19 protein-coding genes are annotated in these 16,865 nt (G+C 35.9%); 3 read left to right on the plus strand and 16 right to left on the minus strand.

Features of this window, described 5'->3' with window-relative positions; translation table 11 throughout:
- The 9 genes from QM524_RS25345 to QM524_RS25385 form a co-directional block, all read right to left on the minus strand.
- Positions 1-803 (minus strand): hypothetical protein (locus tag QM524_RS25345; RefSeq protein WP_283346812.1); only part of this gene is annotated, 803 nt, incomplete at its 3' end.
- Between the two features lie 7 nt (positions 804-810).
- Entirely contained in the window at positions 811-1,122 is a 312-nt protein-coding gene (locus tag QM524_RS25350) for a hypothetical protein (RefSeq protein ID WP_283346813.1), read from the minus strand.
- Between the two features lie 62 nt (positions 1,123-1,184).
- A complete protein-coding gene (locus tag QM524_RS25355) occupies positions 1,185-1,928 on the minus strand; it encodes a hypothetical protein (protein ID WP_283346814.1) in 744 nt (247 codons plus the stop codon).
- Between the two features lie 6 nt (positions 1,929-1,934).
- Positions 1,935-2,411, minus strand: coding sequence for a hypothetical protein (locus tag QM524_RS25360; protein WP_283346815.1), 477 nt, complete (start codon positions 2,409-2,411; stop codon positions 1,935-1,937).
- Entirely contained in the window at positions 2,389-3,183 is a 795-nt protein-coding gene (locus tag QM524_RS25365; RefSeq protein WP_283346816.1) for a hypothetical protein, read from the minus strand. Before QM524_RS25365 ends, QM524_RS25360 begins: the two co-directional genes overlap by 23 nt.
- 2 nt (positions 3,184-3,185) lie before the next feature.
- The gene (locus QM524_RS25370; protein WP_166579906.1) at positions 3,186-3,407 is read right to left on the minus strand and encodes a hypothetical protein; all 222 of its coding nucleotides are present in this window, start codon (positions 3,405-3,407) and stop codon (positions 3,186-3,188) included.
- A 617-nt stretch (positions 3,408-4,024) separates the two neighbouring features.
- Positions 4,025-4,885, minus strand: coding sequence for a YecA family protein (locus QM524_RS25375; RefSeq protein WP_283346817.1), 861 nt, complete (start codon positions 4,883-4,885; stop codon positions 4,025-4,027).
- Positions 4,875-5,483 carry a hypothetical protein gene (locus QM524_RS25380; RefSeq protein ID WP_283346818.1) on the minus strand — a complete coding sequence of 203 codons (609 nt, stop codon included), beginning with the start codon at positions 5,481-5,483 and terminating at the stop codon, positions 4,875-4,877. The genes QM524_RS25375 and QM524_RS25380 overlap by 11 nt, the downstream gene beginning before the upstream one ends.
- A gap of 188 nt (positions 5,484-5,671) precedes the next feature.
- Entirely contained in the window at positions 5,672-6,433 is a 762-nt protein-coding gene (locus tag QM524_RS25385) for a hypothetical protein (RefSeq protein ID WP_283346819.1), read from the minus strand.
- A gap of 433 nt (positions 6,434-6,866) precedes the next feature.
- Here QM524_RS25385 and QM524_RS25390 point away from each other — a divergent pair, with 433 nt between their 5' ends.
- Complete coding sequence (locus tag QM524_RS25390; RefSeq protein ID WP_283346820.1) at positions 6,867-8,441, plus strand: IS1182 family transposase; 1,575 nt, start codon at positions 6,867-6,869, stop codon at positions 8,439-8,441.
- A gap of 134 nt (positions 8,442-8,575) precedes the next feature.
- Here the strand turns inward: QM524_RS25390 and QM524_RS25395 are convergent, their stop codons facing one another.
- Positions 8,576-9,106 carry a DUF6985 domain-containing protein gene (locus QM524_RS25395; protein ID WP_283346821.1) on the minus strand — a complete coding sequence of 177 codons (531 nt, stop codon included), beginning with the start codon at positions 9,104-9,106 and terminating at the stop codon, positions 8,576-8,578.
- Positions 9,107-9,619: 513 nt separating this feature from the next.
- Here QM524_RS25395 and QM524_RS25400 point away from each other — a divergent pair.
- Positions 9,620-12,877, plus strand: coding sequence for a T9SS type A sorting domain-containing protein (locus tag QM524_RS25400; protein ID WP_283346822.1), 3,258 nt, complete (start codon positions 9,620-9,622; stop codon positions 12,875-12,877).
- A gap of 226 nt (positions 12,878-13,103) precedes the next feature.
- Here QM524_RS25400 and QM524_RS25405 read toward each other — a convergent pair whose 3' ends face one another.
- Both QM524_RS25405 and QM524_RS25410 read right to left on the minus strand, forming a co-directional pair.
- Positions 13,104-13,892 (minus strand): Fic family protein, encoded by a 789-nt coding sequence (locus QM524_RS25405; RefSeq protein ID WP_283346823.1) that lies wholly within the window; start codon positions 13,890-13,892, stop codon positions 13,104-13,106.
- Between the two features lie 81 nt (positions 13,893-13,973).
- Positions 13,974-14,318, minus strand: coding sequence for a hypothetical protein (locus tag QM524_RS25410; protein ID WP_283346824.1), 345 nt, complete (start codon positions 14,316-14,318; stop codon positions 13,974-13,976).
- A gap of 350 nt (positions 14,319-14,668) precedes the next feature.
- Here QM524_RS25410 and QM524_RS25415 point away from each other — a divergent pair, with 350 nt between their 5' ends.
- Positions 14,669-15,076, plus strand: coding sequence for a hypothetical protein (locus QM524_RS25415; RefSeq protein WP_283346825.1), 408 nt, complete (start codon positions 14,669-14,671; stop codon positions 15,074-15,076).
- 345 nt (positions 15,077-15,421) lie between these two features.
- On the opposite strand, the gene QM524_RS25420 is transcribed toward QM524_RS25415, so the two are convergent.
- Genes QM524_RS25420 through QM524_RS25435 form a run of 4 tightly spaced genes read right to left on the minus strand, consistent with a single transcriptional unit; the run spans position 15,422 to position 16,781 of the window.
- A complete protein-coding gene (locus tag QM524_RS25420) occupies positions 15,422-15,784 on the minus strand; it encodes a hypothetical protein (protein ID WP_283346826.1) in 363 nt (120 codons plus the stop codon).
- A 4-nt stretch (positions 15,785-15,788) separates the two neighbouring features.
- Positions 15,789-16,259, minus strand: coding sequence for a hypothetical protein (locus tag QM524_RS25425; RefSeq protein ID WP_283346827.1), 471 nt, complete (start codon positions 16,257-16,259; stop codon positions 15,789-15,791).
- A complete protein-coding gene (locus QM524_RS25430) occupies positions 16,256-16,441 on the minus strand; it encodes a hypothetical protein (RefSeq protein ID WP_283346828.1) in 186 nt (61 codons plus the stop codon). Before QM524_RS25430 ends, QM524_RS25425 begins: the two co-directional genes overlap by 4 nt.
- 31 nt (positions 16,442-16,472) lie before the next feature.
- Positions 16,473-16,781 (minus strand): hypothetical protein, encoded by a 309-nt coding sequence (locus QM524_RS25435; RefSeq protein ID WP_283346829.1) that lies wholly within the window; start codon positions 16,779-16,781, stop codon positions 16,473-16,475.
- Positions 16,782-16,865: the final 84 nt, after the last annotated feature.

The raw sequence follows: 16,865 nt of genomic DNA on the forward strand, positions 1-16,865 counted from the left end.
AACAGAAGATATTCGTTCCCACTTTCGTCGGTGGCGATAAAGTAGCCATTGTCCTCTTTGAAACTTAGATTTTCGTTCGGTAGAAGTATCCTGTAAGCCAAATTCATTTTGTTGGGAAATATCCTTTCTTTGTTTTCCAAAGTGACCTCTTTTTGTGCTTGGATATACAAATCACGTGGGTAAATGTCATCCGAGAACTTCTGTTCGTTAGACTGCTTGATGATGGCTCTTTGGAAATATTGCCAAAATGAGGGCGGAACGTACTTGTATTGATGATAGATAAGAAATACATCGTTACAATTAATTCTATTGTACGCCAAGAGGTCAATATACTGTGGAAAATTTCTTACGTTCCCAGTTATACGAGAGCCCACATCATCGAGTATGGTGATGGCATTCTTCAACGTAAGTGCCTCCTGACAAAAGTCCTGAACCCTTCTGCCTCTATCTCTTACTACTGCCCAACAGTAATAATCCTCCTTACTTGCACCATAGCTTTGAATTTCATCGACTGTAATGACTTTGTAGTTCGGTAGCACAAAATTGGGGTTGATGAAACCTATGGCTTTCCTAATACCTGCTGGCTCAAAAGACTCATGAAACATAGGATCATATATCAGCACCTTTTTGATAAGTTTCATCTGCATTGCCATTGCTTGGATGATATAGGCAAGCTGAAGCACTGTGGTGGTCTTAGCTGTTTTTTGAGCGCCCACAACAAGCCAGTTGAAGGCTTGTTGTTCAGCGTTAGGAGGACTATTGGACAGGGCTTCTTGTATTCGTTTGTACAAGTGATAGTCCATAATTGTCTTAGCTACCAAGTAGCTGGTTTTTGAGTTCTTGTCTGAATATCTTAGGTACTGACTCCAAAATAGTGTCAATATTAGTTTCGAAGTATTCTTTGGTTTCGTTTGACCATTTTTCAAAACATTGATTGATGGCGTCTTTTACTTGCTCATGTGAATGTTTTTCAGCATCATAAGTTAAACCTTTGATTCTGTTGGCTGATACTGTGACACAAACACCACAGGAGTGTTCATGAGAAACTTCCATATTGATACAATGCTCCTGAATGGCTCTTGTTTTTTCTTGCAGAGTTGCAGGGGATAATCCAAATAACATAGTTTTATTTTAGGATAATATGTGATACGATGAGTTCGATAAATTGTCCAAGCTTCTCCATGTTAGGTTTTCTTGTTGGTGAATTTTTCTAAGAGTTGCTTACCATATTCCAAAGCTGGCTTTTTGTACTTGAGCGCCTTATCCACCAACATATCTGCACCCAATTCATAGATTGGCGTAGTCATGATGGTTGTGTACATACTGATAATTTCCATTTCCGAAATCATCTGGTGTTTGCCAGCCATATACTCAAGTCTGTACTTTTGGAAAAGAGTATCTTCAAGCAACTCGAGTAAATCTTCCTCAATGTTAGTCGTGAGCTTAGTGAACTCTTTAAGTTTCATCTTGTTTTGCAAAGCGACTCTAATCTCGTCAGGCAAATCAGAGATTTCGTCGATTTCATCAATGTCGTTTTCCTTTTCGTAGTCCTCAAGCTTTTTCTCTTCATCCAAATCCTTAACCACCATGGTGAACAGTACACGCATGGTCACACCCTTTTGGCGTAGCACGGAACAGATTCTTCGAGCGTTAATCTTTGCTTCTTGTCGAAGGTTCTTTTCCACCTGCTCGATGGGAGCTGCGAATGTAGCCTGTACTGGAGCAATGGTTGCCTGAGGATAATTGACAGAAGGTTGTTGTTGATACGGATAACTTTCCTGAGAAATTTCGCTAGTTTGTTGTGGAGTACCTGCCAAACCGAATAGCCCAGGACCTTGTGCAATGGCATTGATATTTTGGGCAAACTGCTGTGTGGATTCAATTGCGCTTTTGCCTTTATTGAAAGTATTTTTTAGATTCTCAAACATGATGTTTTATTTTTTGTCTAGTCTTTCGAATGCGTCTATAATAGCTTTTCCGATTCGCGTACTCTTAAAAAACTTCTTACCCCAAAGCATGGTAGCCGTCCAGATGTTCTCTTTAACACGTGTTTGAAAAGCCGAAGATGCTTGTAGATATTTTTCCTCCAGTTGCTTGGTTTTCTTCTTTCTCCAACTCCAACGAAACTTTGTTTGAGCATAATGCTTTTCAACTGAGTGCATAATGAGAGGTTCTAATTGAAGCCCTTGGGTCGTGAGCACCCCTTGCTTGATAAGCATCTCGAAAAGCGCTTTTAGATGTATTTGGTTGAACTCCTCTGTCTTAGAAATCTGATTACGATATTGGAGGTTATTAAGTGCCTCCTGAAAGAATGAATCCCAAAATGCTGTGTCTCCTTCATCGTAGATTTTGCAAACTTCGAGAGGTGCATGAGTGGTATCATCTATGTCAATTACCGCTAGTACTTTCATATTTTTCCAAGAGTTCAGCAAAGTATTCTGGAGTATAATCTCTCTCCCTAAAATGAGGCTCATTAGCAAGTTCTGCCGCTATTCCAAAGACATATTCCAAACCATTGAGTAGTTCATCAAACTTCAAGGACAATGCCTGATAGCTTGCCGAGTTCTCCTGTTGAGAAGCTTGTACAAGCGATAGTTTTTCGTACTGACTGCGATAATAAATTGCTTCCTGTTGTGCTTGCTGAAGCTGTGTTTCGAGTTCTTCAAGACGAAGCTTAACAGCGAACGAGCTTTGCGTCTGAATTTCTGGTTTTTTATCTGGTTGTTCCCCATCATATTGGTAGTCGTTAACGGCGTTAACGCCATGTTTTACTTCGTTAACGCTAGCGTTAACACGTGTAAACGGCTGGTTAACAGCGTTTACACTATTTTTAACACTTTGAGTGAGAGGGTGTGGGTGCGTTAACGCCATTTTGGCTAAACCTGTAAAAAAAACCTCCTTCAAAAAGTCTTGAAAATCCAGTTTTTGGCTTTCATTTTGTCCTTTTTCTCGGTTTTGTACTACCTCATATAGCTCAGAAAGTTCAGGTTCTGACAGGCATATATGAACTTTATGGGAATCATAATCAAGCCTGTTGATGTAGAGGAACGTTCTGTTTAAAATCAGGTAGTTTAGCAAGGATGATAGCCCTTCAAATCCGAAAACACTAGCTTCTACTTCAAGATTTCGTTTAGTCTGTTCAGGTACTCTTGCCCCAATGCCGACACGTGCGATATCCTCCATTATCAGTAAGGTTTTGAGATTTCAGCAATGAGTGTTACAGGATTTGAAATGACATTATTGTCTTCATCTTCAGTGTCAAAAATATTGACAGCAAGACCTAAATCATTCAATTCTTTGGAGAGTGTATTGAGAGCAGAGAGGTGTTGTCTTAATTGTTCAGACTTCTGATTTCTGATTGCTTCATCATCAAGGTTTTCTTGAGCATTTACTACAATATCAGTCATGTTCGTAGTTGTTTAGAAGAGAGAAAAAGTGTATTTTTGATAGTCTTTTCCAGAGATACTACAAAAACCTCACTCATCCTCTCTTTAGTTAGCATCTGCCTTTTGTTTTTGTAAAGGTGTGATGGCTACACTTCGTACGCAAGCCCTGATACACTATTGAAACACTAATGAAACGCTTTTGAAACAATTCTAACTTTAGACCGATGAGAGGTATTACAAAAAAAGAAATTAGGGCTATACTTAATTGCGAAAGTAGAGCTACATTTAATCGCCACATTAACAGAGGGGGACTCCGAACAAAGCTCCCATCATTTTTCTATGAACGTAACACTTTTTATGGGGAGGAGATAGTGATATTGGAGAGGGTGTTTAGTGCGAAGCTGGGGTGAGTTTATATTTTGGGGAACCTTACAAAACACATATTTTAGCAAAAGCTACTGCTGTTCCTGAAGGGATATACTATGCTTTTCTCAAAAATGATTTTAAGCACTTCAAGTTTGAGATTATATTCTGACAACTAAAAAACAGACCTCCTTTAAATGGCTTTAAAAGAGGTCTGGATATGTATTCGGTAAGAGGGTTTTTAGAGAAAAAGAGTTGTGCAACAGGTACCCGTGTTAGTGGCTGGCATTTCTATTTTTTAATGTGTTTGTCAATAATGTCTTGTTGCTCGGATTGGTCAATATAAACTCATAATGAGGATATTTCTCTCCAATTTTTGTCATACAGCATTTTTTAAATTTCTTCCCAGAATTACAAGTGCAAAGGTCATTTCTTCCAATATTTCCATAATCTTCTTTCTTCAATTCTCTCTGACTTACTTCTAAGTTCCAAATTTCATATGGCGAATTGAGTAAGTCAAATAAATAATCAATAGTGTCATAGTTATATTGATCAATTTGTTCATCTGTTTTTTCATCTTTTAAAAACATAACTGAATATTTGTTTCCTGGGTTTTCAACTAGTGAAATCCCTAAAACTTCTGCTTCAGTAACAATTCGATGACACATTTCACCATTATAAATTTCCCCCACGATATGCCCGCAAGAATTTCTGATAGAGATTTCCTTTTCACATATACTACATTTTTTCTTCTTTTTTAAGATTTCTGAACTTGCAAAAAGTCTGTAAGGATATAAAACCTGTAGGTTCTTTACAGCCTTTTCAATATTCCATAAGCCGTATTGTTTTTTGTCATATGTGAAGTGTTTCTTTAAGCTATGGATTGTTATTTCAATTCTTTCAAGTTGACACCAAGCTTGATAGTATGATTTGTCTTGAAGTAATTTAAAGGCATTTCTGTAGAGCTTATGAATTTCAATAATAGTTTGATAAATCCATAGTAATTTGGCTTCATCTTGATTATCGTCTCGAACAAATATTAGTTTTTGATTTTGTATTTGTTCGTCCAGTTCTTCAAGAGAAAAATTTTGTAAATGAATATTATTCAGTTTCTCAACTATCTCATCATTTTTCATATTCCTTCAATGATTTTAAAACTGTGTCTATTTCGTTTGCTGGTCCTTCGTAACTAATATTTTTTGAAGTCCCTGCGTTATCAACAACAGTAACAGAAAATTTGATATGAGTTGGTTCTAAATATTTTTTGTCTGTCAGTTTGCTTATATGGTTGTTTACAGTTGTATGTGTTGAATTGTCTATTGTCGTGTGAGTAGATTTATCTATTATTTGTATTTGAGGTTTTGTATTGTCTTCCTTAATATACTTGTCGTAAACATATGCAGATAGAATAGTTACAAATATTGGAACGGCAACAGCTTTAACCATAAAATTACCAAGTCTCTTATAGTTACTATAAAACGCAAACTCTTGATAGTCTTCATCTGTGATACAAATGTCAATAAGCTGTTCTGACGGTAATTTCTCTTTGAAATATCTAAGAATTTCCTCGGTTCTAATTGGAAATAGTAAAGGATTTGGTGTATCCCTCAGATTTTCAAAAGGAACAATCAGAATTGAAGCATCGGAAATTAATTTTCTTAATTCATCCGTTACAAATTCTTTATTTAACCAACTTTCAAAGTTGTCTGCCGTATCTGTAATAGTTAATTCCATTTATTAATATTTGTTTATTATTTGTTGTAGTGTGTTGTCGTAGCATGCCGCATAACGGTTTGCTGCTACCCGAAGGTGGCGATTTCGAAGCACTTCACTGTCAACCAAGCACAAACTTTGATAGAAGCACAAAGCTTGATTTAACCACTGAACCGCCACTTTTGGGTAGGTGCTGTTGGCGGTAGTTTTTATTTAAACCAATCACGCCCTATAAACTTATTAAAATACTTTTTTGCTTCTGGATCTTCTTCCAATTTCAGCCTGTGAAGGGAACTTTGGAATTTCTCATTTATTTCTTCTATTTGTTCCAAGGTCTTGTCTTTTTCTTTTAGAAAATTGTTTTGGTCTTCTGATTCATTAAACTCTATCAACAGATCTATGTCATCATTACTCAAGTTATGTTGGTAATTAAAGAAATCTAAATAGTAGCCCTCAATTTCATCCTCGCTTGGAATCTCGTCTAGGTTTAAATATTTTGAAAATGCTTCGATGTGAAGTTTTTGAGGTGTATCAATTGCAAGTTCCCAAATGTTTTTAAGGTCAAAACCTGATGATACCTCATAAAAATGAAATAGGTTAAGGTTGGGAGTGGAGTCCTTAAAGTACTCTTCTGGTAGTGTTGGGTAATTCCACATAATCGGATTTACTCCAGCACAAAGCTCCCAACCTTCTCCACCACAAACCAAAATATTCCATGTCTTAAAGTGAAAATCATCATAATTCTTTTTAGAGATTGTCTCTTCATCAAATCCATTTTCTATCAATAGTTCCTTCAGATTTTTTTCTGGGTAGGTGCTGAATAAAAAGTCATAAAATAACAACTGTCCTATAGCCTTACCTTTTAGAAGTTCGTCTGAGTGAATCATTTTAGCTTCCCATAAGTGAAAGTTTCCTTCCGAATCAATTTCAATAAAGTCAGTTATAGAATATGGCATATACTCCTCTTTCACTCTTTTTGGAGAATCAAACGAATAGAATTGTGGTAATTCTCTAGACATGAAGCTATCGCAAAAGAAATGGTGACTTTTGTAAAACTTTAGAAACTCCTTTTGAAAATATGACTCGTCTTTTTTCATGTTTTAAATTACCGCCAACGAACAGGGCTTGTGTCAGGTAGGGAATTTGAAACTCCTCAGTCCGAACGTCATCCGATATAAATTATTGATGGTGAGTTGCTTATCAATGCTTAAAAAGTTTCCGTCAGCCGAAACAAAAGTGCGAAAAAATTCCTAATGTTGAGGTTTATTCCGTCCGCCCCACTTGACGCAAGCCCATGTGCCTGTTGCACAACTCAAATATATAGAAATAGTCATAGACTTCCATCTTGTTGAGAACCTTTAATTTTACCTTGGAAAATTGCCCCAAAATGTGTATTTTAAAGATATGCAAGGACGCAAAAATCTCCAGCCAAAAATGTATTACCAAGTCAGTCTGGATAGCTTGGTAAGTGCCGATAACTTCTATCGAAAACTCGAAAAAGCACTTGATTTACACTTTCTGTATGCCCGAACAGCACCTTATTATGGAACTGAATGTCAGGAGTCAATAGATCCCGTCGTGTTTTTCAAGATATTGTTAGTGGGGTATTTGAATAATATTCCTTCCGATAGACGTCTGATGGAATACTGTTCAAATTGTTTGGACATTCGGCTGTTTCTCCAATATGATTTGGACGAAGCTCTTCCTTGGCATAGTACTATTAGCCGCACACGCCAGTTGTATGGTGAAGGAGTATTTTTGGAGTTATTTCAAGCGGTTTTGAAGCTGTGTGTCGACAAAGGTATGGTCAGAGGCAAACGTCAGGCAATTGATAGCGTTTTTATTAAATCCAATGCCAGTATGGACAGTCTGGTTGAAAAAGAGATATTGGAAGATGCCAGCGCTTTTGTTGATGAACTAGAGCAACAAAGTGAGTTTAAGGTGACAAGCACACGCAAAAAGCTAGTTGAACGTCATCACAACTGGAAACGAACTGCATACAAAGACATGCCTGCCAATAGTAACAGCGAAAAGTTGGATGAGAATGGGAATCTGATTCGTCCCAAATATGTGTCAAACCATACCCATTATTCACCTACCGATACAGATGCACGCATTAGCGTAAAACCAGGAAAAGCTCGTCAGTTAAACTATTTTGGACAAATAGCAGTCGACGATGCTCATCATGTTATTACTGGTGCATGTGCTGATTTTGCAGACCAACGAAATAGTCAATGTCTAGCCCAAATTCTAGAACTAGCACAAGGGAATTTATCAAACAATGATATTGAGTTGGGAGAGATATTAGCCGATGGAGGGTATAGCAGTGGCGAAGCTTTGGCCTATTTAGACGCCAAAGGCATCAATGCATGGATCCCTAACTTTGGACAGTACAAATCAGAACGAACAGGATTTACCTACCATAAAGAGGCAAACTATTACCAATGTACGCAAGAGGGGGGCAAACAAGCAATACTAACCTACAAAGGCGAAAAGACAGATAGTAAAGGCTATACCAAACGTACTTATCGAAGTAGTGAATCAGATTGCAAGGATTGTCCACTTAGAGAACAATGCTGTGGGAAGGCAACAAAATTCAAAAAAATAGATGATAGTATTCACAAAGAGCATTACGACCGAATGCATGAAAAGCTTACCCAAAATAAGCCTTATGCCAAGCGAATGGTACGAATACGAAGTAAAACCGTCGAACCTGTGATAGGAACACTCGTAAATTTTATGAACATGAAACGAGTGAATACACGAGGTATCAAATCCAGCAACAAACACGTATTAATGGCAAGTTTAGTTTACAACTTGCAGAAATATCTACGCTTCATTGTGAAAAAACCAAGCATATTAGCCCAAGCTATTGCCCTTCCTGAAGGGATAATTTATGCCTCTCTCAAAAGCGTATCTGTAGTCATTAATAACTCAATTTTAAGTGCTTCAAGTTTGAGGTTGCTTTACAAAAACTAAAAAACAAACCTCTCTTAAATCGCTTTAAAGGAGGTCTGGATGTATATTCTGTAAGGAAATTTTTAGGAAAAATGAGTTGTGCAACAGCTACCCATGTTGGCGGCTGCCGCTTTTGTCCTCGTTTAATTTTGTTACTATGTTGTTTTGAGTAAGTCCGCAGCAATTAATTTTGTGTCTAAATCCTCTTCCCAGCCAAGTACGTCTGATTTATGGCAGACAAGATAAGTGCCATGTTCATAGTCTCCGCTAAAATCAAAACCAAAAGATATATAAGAGCAATCTTCTTTGTGTTCACTCCAAATGTTTATGCTTACTAATCCCATTGCTTTTCTTAGTTCTTCTGAGTTAGCAATTTCGGGGAATGAAACTTCATCGTAACCAATATAGCCGATGTGAATTGGGTATAAAAAATCCTTTGTGTATTTGAAGAAAGCCTCTATAAGTTGTTTTTGATGCTCAATAACGTACCTTAAAGCATTTTTTTGTTCAATTGTCGGCTCAGTAGTCCGTCCGCTAATATTATAAAAACAAACTTCTACGTTGCCCTGATTTCTCTGGTCTTCGGTAAAACTGCTAAAATATTTATTTCCAGGATTGTCCTTTTGAACAATAATAGGAAGATTAAAAGTAGATGACTCGCTGTTGTTAAAAATTATTTCAAGCATATTTATTGTTTATTTTGTAATATCTTTTCTGCGGTTGCAGCCAACGATTATATAACTGCAATATAATTGAATTTTATTTCGCCTATCCAACCTATTTGTTGTATAACTAAATAGGTGGCAAGAAGTAAGTGTTTTTTAACCAAAGTCAATATAATTTTTTACCACATATCTATAAACAATAGGTTCCTGACAGAAATCCATTGGAGTATTTCTATCAGGGATTAGTTAGATGAGTAAATAGAGGATGAGATTTTCTCCAAATGATACTGTTTAAAAAATAAGATTGGTGAGAATGTTTAACGCTTAAGTCGTACTATTTTTTGGAACCTTATAATTTAGAAAACCGTAGGGTATGCGATTAGTATGCATTAAATACATATAAGAAGCCTAAAGCTGACCGTTCTATCTAAAGAATCCTCTATATTAAATTTCGATGAATAAAAGAGATGAGTGATAAAAAAGCTATATTTGGTATAGAGTTTCTCCTATATTTTCACTCCTACCTAATAAAAAATGAAAAAAGCTCTATTACTATGTTGTGCCTTATTCTTCTCTTTACACACTAGCTATGCACAAAGTACAAATCGTGTAAAAATTATCTCTATTAATCCTAGTGAAGACACTGGACAAGATTACTCCTCTTGGCTCACTGATAACCTAGACTCACTCGTCGAAAGTGCATGGACTAATAATGCCAAATGGGTTGATGTCAGGCTAACTCTAGAACATAGGAGTACCATCTCAAAGCTTTCATTTTATGATTACACGGGTGTTTTTACTGAACATCCAGCTCAAATTTATGCTTTGAAAGATACTACACTGACGTTCCTTGGTTTATTTGATGGTTCTACTTACGATAACTTTGTCGATTTGAACTTAACCAATCCTGTAATCGCCGATGCTATTGTCATAAGAAAATTTGGTAATGATATCCCTCAGAAAATTAAAATATTTGGGGAGACAACACCTAATAGCTCACCCTTAAACCGTTTAAGATACTTTGCAATCACGCCTAATATCAACACAGGGCAAGATTATTCACCTTGGCTTTCAGATAGTTTAGACGTACTAGTAGAAAGTTCGTGGTCGAGTAGCAATAGCGTTTGGGTAGATATAAAACTAACCCTTGAATTTAAAAGTACTATTTCAAAACTTTCCTTTTTTGATTATACAGGTGTTTTTACTGATCGACCAGCCTCCATTTATGCTCTAAATGATACTACAAAAACATTTTTAGGTTTATTTGATGGGTCAACTTATAATTCATTTGTCGACTTGAATTTGGCAAACCCGATTGTAGCTGATGCAATTATTGTTCGTAAATACGGTAATAATGTTCCACAGAAAGTTAATGTCTATGGAAACCCTGTCAATGGAGCAGCTAAGGCAATTGTAACTGGATCAACGACAAACCCCAATACACCAACTACACCTACTGGTCCTACTATAGTAGGCACCAAAATCCCAATTGCTCCCAAAAGATGGTACCAATTAAACCATGTAGGATATGGATTAGATGCTTTATTTGATGGTAATACTGAAAATGAGGTCTTCACTGGTTGGGGTAAAATCTTAGATAATTATGATTGCTATTATCCTTTAAAAGAAGGGGAAGTAATTAATATTCAAAGTGTAAAATTTTATGATGGCTCTGGCACTCTGACAAATGAACCGTTTAAGCTATACGGTATTACTGACCAATGGGAGCGAGTACTTATTGCTACTTTTAAAGGAGAGTCCTACAACCAATGGGTTGGTCCCAATCCAAATGATGTTAATAATTTTGTGCTTACAAATCCATCTACTGCTAACTTCCGATATTTACTTATCAATTGTTATGGGGGATTTCCTAGAGAAATGGAATTGTATGGTACTTACACTGCAAGTACTGTTGCTCAAACGAGTCCACCTTTGAAAAATATAAAGATGAAAGATGCTTTTGGTATCAATTCTTTTGAATGGGATTTCTTAAAAGCTACTGATGCTTCTTTAATTGATGAAAATAAAGTTCAGGCTTTTAAACCGTTTACAGGTTTTCGTCAGTATATGGACTGGGAGAAAATAGAACACTATGAAAATGTTTATACCTATAATCCATGCTTTAATGGAGGATGGAATTATGATGTAATCTACGAACGTTGTAAGCAAGATGGCATAGAGGTTTTGCCATGTTTGCAAGGGGTTCCTTATTGGTTTTTTAATACTTATCCTGATTCTTCTTATCATGATGGACAAATTGTTCCAGCAAGGTATGGTTATTCGTATTCAGACCCTAATGCTTATAGAGACCAAGCTCAAGTAGCGTTTCAGTATGTTGCACGATACGGAAGTAATACAAACGTTGATACGGCATTGCTTAGTGTTTTTGATCAACCACGTTGGACAAGCGATAGTCCCAACGTTTTAAAAGTAGGACTTAATGTTATAAAATACATTGAATGTGGTAATGAAAGAGATAAATGGTGGAAAGGACGCAAAGGTTATCAAACAGCCCGTGAATATGCTGCTAACTTATCAGCATTTTATGATGGACATAAAAATACTATGGGAGCAGGTATCGGTGTTAAAAATGCAGACCCCAATATCAAGGTAGTAATGGCAGGTTTAGCTTCTGCTGACCCTGACTATGTAAGAGGAATGATTGACTGGTGCAAAGAGTTTAGAGGTTATAAGCCAGATGGGAAAGTCAATTTATGTTGGGATGTAATTAATTATCACTTATATTCAGACAATGCAAATTCGTCTCAAAGTGGTTCTTCAACAAGAGCTGCTGCTCCAGAAGTTTCTTCAGCATTAAATACTGCTAAAAAGTTTGTTCAACTCGCACATGATGAAGCCTACGATATGCCCGTATGGATTACGGAATTAGGCTTCGATTTGAACCAAAACAGCCCATTGAAAGCTATTCCAATTGGTAATAAATCTGCTCTTATTACTCAAGCAGATTGGGGACTTCGTTCGGCATTGATGTACAATCGCTTAGGGTTAGAAAGAAGCTTCTTCTATATGTTGTATGATTCAGACCTTAGTAATCCAACTCAGTTTGCATCTTCTGGATTAGTAGATTCACTAAGACAACGTCGCCCGATAGCTGATTACTTGTACCAAACAAAAAATCTGATAGGGGAGTATGTTTACAAAGAAACCATTTCACAAGATCCTTTGGTAGATAGATATGAGCTAAACGGGAAATCTGCTTATGCTTTAATGATTCCAGATGAGATAGGAAGAACTGGGAATTACACTTTAGCATTGAATAATGTCAACGATATTAAAATTTATTCTCCAAAAGCAGGAAGTGAAAAAATGGATAGTTTAAGTGTTACAGATAACACTCATAATTTTAATATAGCAGTGACAGAAACTCCTATTTTCGTTATTCCAGGAGAATCAGTAGATAATAACAACCAAAATTATCAAGCGAACTCGTCTTTCTATACTTCTAGCTTAAGTGCAGGCAATAACTATGTATCTTTTCCATCAAAAGATAATAATACTACTATCTTACTTAATAAAGTTACTACAGAAAGAAATATGGTATCTATCGTTTATCCTAATCCAGCTTCGGATATATTGTATATTGCAACCAGTATTTTGAGTAAAGTTAGCCATGTGAAATTGCAAAACATGAGTGGTATCACAGTAATAGAATCTAATGCTATTTCAGCAGAAGGTATCAGTATTAAAGACCTCCCTTCGGGTAATTATTTACTTTCAGTGGATCTGAACGATGGTAAAATAGAATACCACAAAGTAACTATTTTAAGATAGCTATTTTAAAAAGTTAACTTAAGCGGTAACCTATATCAAAAACTAAGTACAGTTACCCTGTGTTAGTTTTGAGTTTTCAAATGACAAATTATTTGCTATGTTGTTTACTCTTTGGTGAAATCTAACGAGGTTACCATGATAATGAAAGGAATAGACTTGCTTCCCAAATGTGAACATAGGTAATGATAAAGCCTGCTACTATTAATAATGGGAGCAGGCTTTATCATTATATACTTTTAAGGGACTCTGGTAGCATTAACAAAAATGGCACACACCTTTCCCAATGAAGGGCATAATAGTTGAATCCTAATGCAATAGTTTTATAGTATTCAGGTCTATTGTCAAAATAGTATTTCTCCGAGTTGATAGACCATGCTGACATACCAAGTTTTGAAACTAAAAACCACTTTTCTAATAACCTTGCAGACCTACCATTACCATCCATAAAGGGGTGAATTAGTGCTACCCAAAGGTGAATCATGGAGGCATAATAGAAGATTTCTTTATGAGTCAGCTTTTTCTTTAGAAGCTCTGTTATGTCTGAAAACAACTTGGTCATTTCCTGATTCACAAATTGAGGTTCTACAGCCAAATACACAGGTCTAAGTGTTGCGGAGTCCCTAATGCCAACTTGTTCTTTCCTGATTTTACCCCTCATGTTTGCGGTCAGCAACGTCTTTGATAGAATCTCATGTGCCTTCAAAAAATTAGCCTTATTGAGTGTGTTCTCAGAGCAGAATTTATAGGCTTTTACCAAGTTCTCAATTTCTTGTACCTCCTTTTTATTAGGAGAAACTTTACTATCTCTATTTCTAAAGAAACTATTCGCATCAAGGGTATTCCCTTCTATTTTTGAAGAATAGAGAGAGGATGCAATAATGTAGTATTCAAAGTCTTCAGTCGTGAAATTAGACTTTGATTTTAGCTTATCAGAAACACTCAACCAGTCCAAATTGGATTGAGAAGAGTATTCCTCTAAGTACTCGGATGATATTATTTTTAGGTTTTTTCCCATTGTACAAATATACCTATTGTTGACTTTAAAGAGAAAAATTATTGATTTGTTGAATAGAAAAATAGCCTCTGTGTTTGATTGTTACCTACAATGTTCCAAAATCCAGTTATTGAGTATTTTAATATGTGATAGCATTTCCATGTCTTCTTCGATGTAAGGCAGTTCCTCTGGGACATTATCAGAACCAGCAATCGTATCTTCAAGCCCGTATTGAATTTTAAATGTACATTTTTCAAAGATTTTCAAAAACATTAACTTTTCAGCTTTGGTGAGTTTCGCCATCTGCAGTTGAATTAAGTTGCTACCAATTTGCGGAGCTCTATGTTGTGGCCGCAGAGCTGATCCGTTTGAAATTGGTAGCAAGAATGAAGTAAAATCGACTAAAGTATGTACTTGATGAGTAATATTGCTATCGAAAAATCGCATATATTTCGATAATGGTTTTATAAATTTTAATTCTTAGATTTGGACTATAAATAAATATTATATCTCATGTTTGAAAAGTCTTTTATAATTACCTATTTCATACCTAATCATATATTTTTTGATTATGATAGTGTATTTCCTGTTATTAAAATCTTTAAACAATGGGGTCGAATTTCCGAAAACACTTGGGTTGTAAAGACCCTAATGACGCCCAAACAGATTCATGATAGCTTGAAACCTCATCTTCCTAAAGAGGCAAGGGTTTTTGTGTCAAAAATTCAAAGAAACGCTGCATGGTCTAATATTATTTGTTCTAACGATTGGCTTAATGAAAATCTAAGTATCTTATAATGGAAAATACTAATCAATTTACCCCAACTGAATCAAAATATGTTAATGGGCAGGTTATTGAATCAAGAAACTCAAGTAATATGCCTGAATTTTCTACAACTAAACCAGCACACATTGAGTTTTACACATTAAATCAGTATGAGCTTGATATAATCTCAAAAGGAGCTGATTCTCCTTTACACTTAACTTTTTTTTTCTTCTCATTCCCAATTTCATTCGGTGCATTAATTACATTAATGTTTGCAAGTATTTCATCGCTGTCGACTCTAAAACTTCAATTAACTCTTACCATAATCGTAGTTTTTGGGGTTATTTCAATTTGGGCTTTGCTCAAGTGGTATTTCTCAAAAAATGAACTTAAAGAATTAATTAAAATCATAAAATCAAGAGAAAAAATAGTGTCTTAATCAGGTAAATTAATCCATATATATATCAATATTCCAATTAATGTACCTAAAATCCCTGCTAGTGTAATTGTCAAAATTTCGTTTCCTGATAGTTCAGAAAACTTCTCCTTTATCTTATTAGTCATTTTCTTTTTGTTTATAATGAATTTTAAAATAACCTAGGAACTATGCTGTGTTCTCTTAAATATCAACTACTCCAGCTTACTGAGTTTCGCCATCTGCAGATGAATTAAATTGCTACCAATTTGCGGAGCTCTATGTTGTGGCCGCAGAGCTGATCCGTTTGAAATTGGTAGCAAGAATGAAGTAGAATCGACTAAAGTAGATACTTGCTTGGTACTATTGCTACCGAAAGTTCTTAGTGTGTGGAATATTGGCATTGTAGATTACCGCATATTTTATGAACCAGTATGTCATAAAGAAAGGAGACCAGATATAAATAGTTAGTCCAATAAAGTGCCCCATCATTTTACTTTGATTTGGATAGTCAAAAAATGGTTCTATACTTTCGACTTCCACACCAGACACTCGTAAAAGCCAAATGAATGGTTCACAAACTATACCTAATATGCTTAAAAGCACCAGCATAGGCAATGGGAAAAATGTAAAGGCAATAAGTAAAATACAACCATACAGAAAAATGAATGGAGATAATATTACTCGGAGCAATAACTTTCCTTTACTTTGGTATTCTCGCTTATCTGTCATGACATTATAAGTCCTTAATATTTTCTTCGATAAATGATTGTTGGAAAACATCCAAGTATATTTCATCAAGTTGGTCAAACTCTCCAAATTCGTGCTTATAGCCATACTTATGGTTATTGTACCAATTCTCGAAAGTCAAGGCTGTAAGTGACGGTTTCCATTTGGCTATTTCACTACTGAGTCTAGCGTGCAAGTTTTCGAATATTGGTTCTCCAAGTGTGGAAAGTGCATTTGAGAGCGCCATCGCTTCATGGATTTGAAATTTCATGATACTGGCGCCGTAGTGAGATTCTTTGTATTCGTACTCAAAATGTGAATGGAAGAGAGAGGCAACAATCAGGCTTGGGTCAAGTATCCAGAATGATGTTGAATTCTGCTTTCTATAATAAGCCTCTATCATTCTCTTTTCACGATGAGTATAAGCTCGGAGGGCATTATACTCATGAAAGTTTATCACTATACCTACTCGGTTCATAGGTCAATGATTTCACAAGTGTCATCCACATAGAATATCCAATCGTCACCTGCCTGATCAGTGTAGTACACTCTATTTCGTAGGTCATTGGCTTCGCCTACATAAGTTTCACCTACTTGGATATCTGAATTGGTACTTCTTTTGCCTTCAATGGCAAGTACTCTAAATCTTACTGCGTCCATGATATTTTGATTTGAATGTGATTGGTTATTACTACTTCTTTGGTGTCACTTTATTTGCAACTATCAGGAACTTGTTGAATCCTTCAATTGCTGATAGAAGCTCTTTGATTGTATCTGACTGCTCTTTTTGACTCTGTTCACTCTCTTTTTTGAGCTTCTGAAGCTCGGCTCTTAGCTTGTTGATTTCTGACTCTTGCCTTTTGAAGGTTCGAATGATATGCTGAACTGCTTTATTTGCTGAGTGGTTAAACCTCTCGTTCATGACCTCATTGATGATTTCAACGATATCCTGATTTTCTCGACTGTTCAAATCTCGGAGGTTAATGATTTTGAGTTCCATTTTGCTACCAATATTTGATTTATGAATTGCTGTTGAGTGATGTTACAATACTTTTGCTACCAAATAAGATCTACAGAAGAAAAA

It is taken from the genome of Flectobacillus roseus (assembly GCF_030056595.1).
Lineage (GTDB): Bacteria > Bacteroidota > Bacteroidia > Cytophagales > Spirosomataceae > Flectobacillus > Flectobacillus roseus.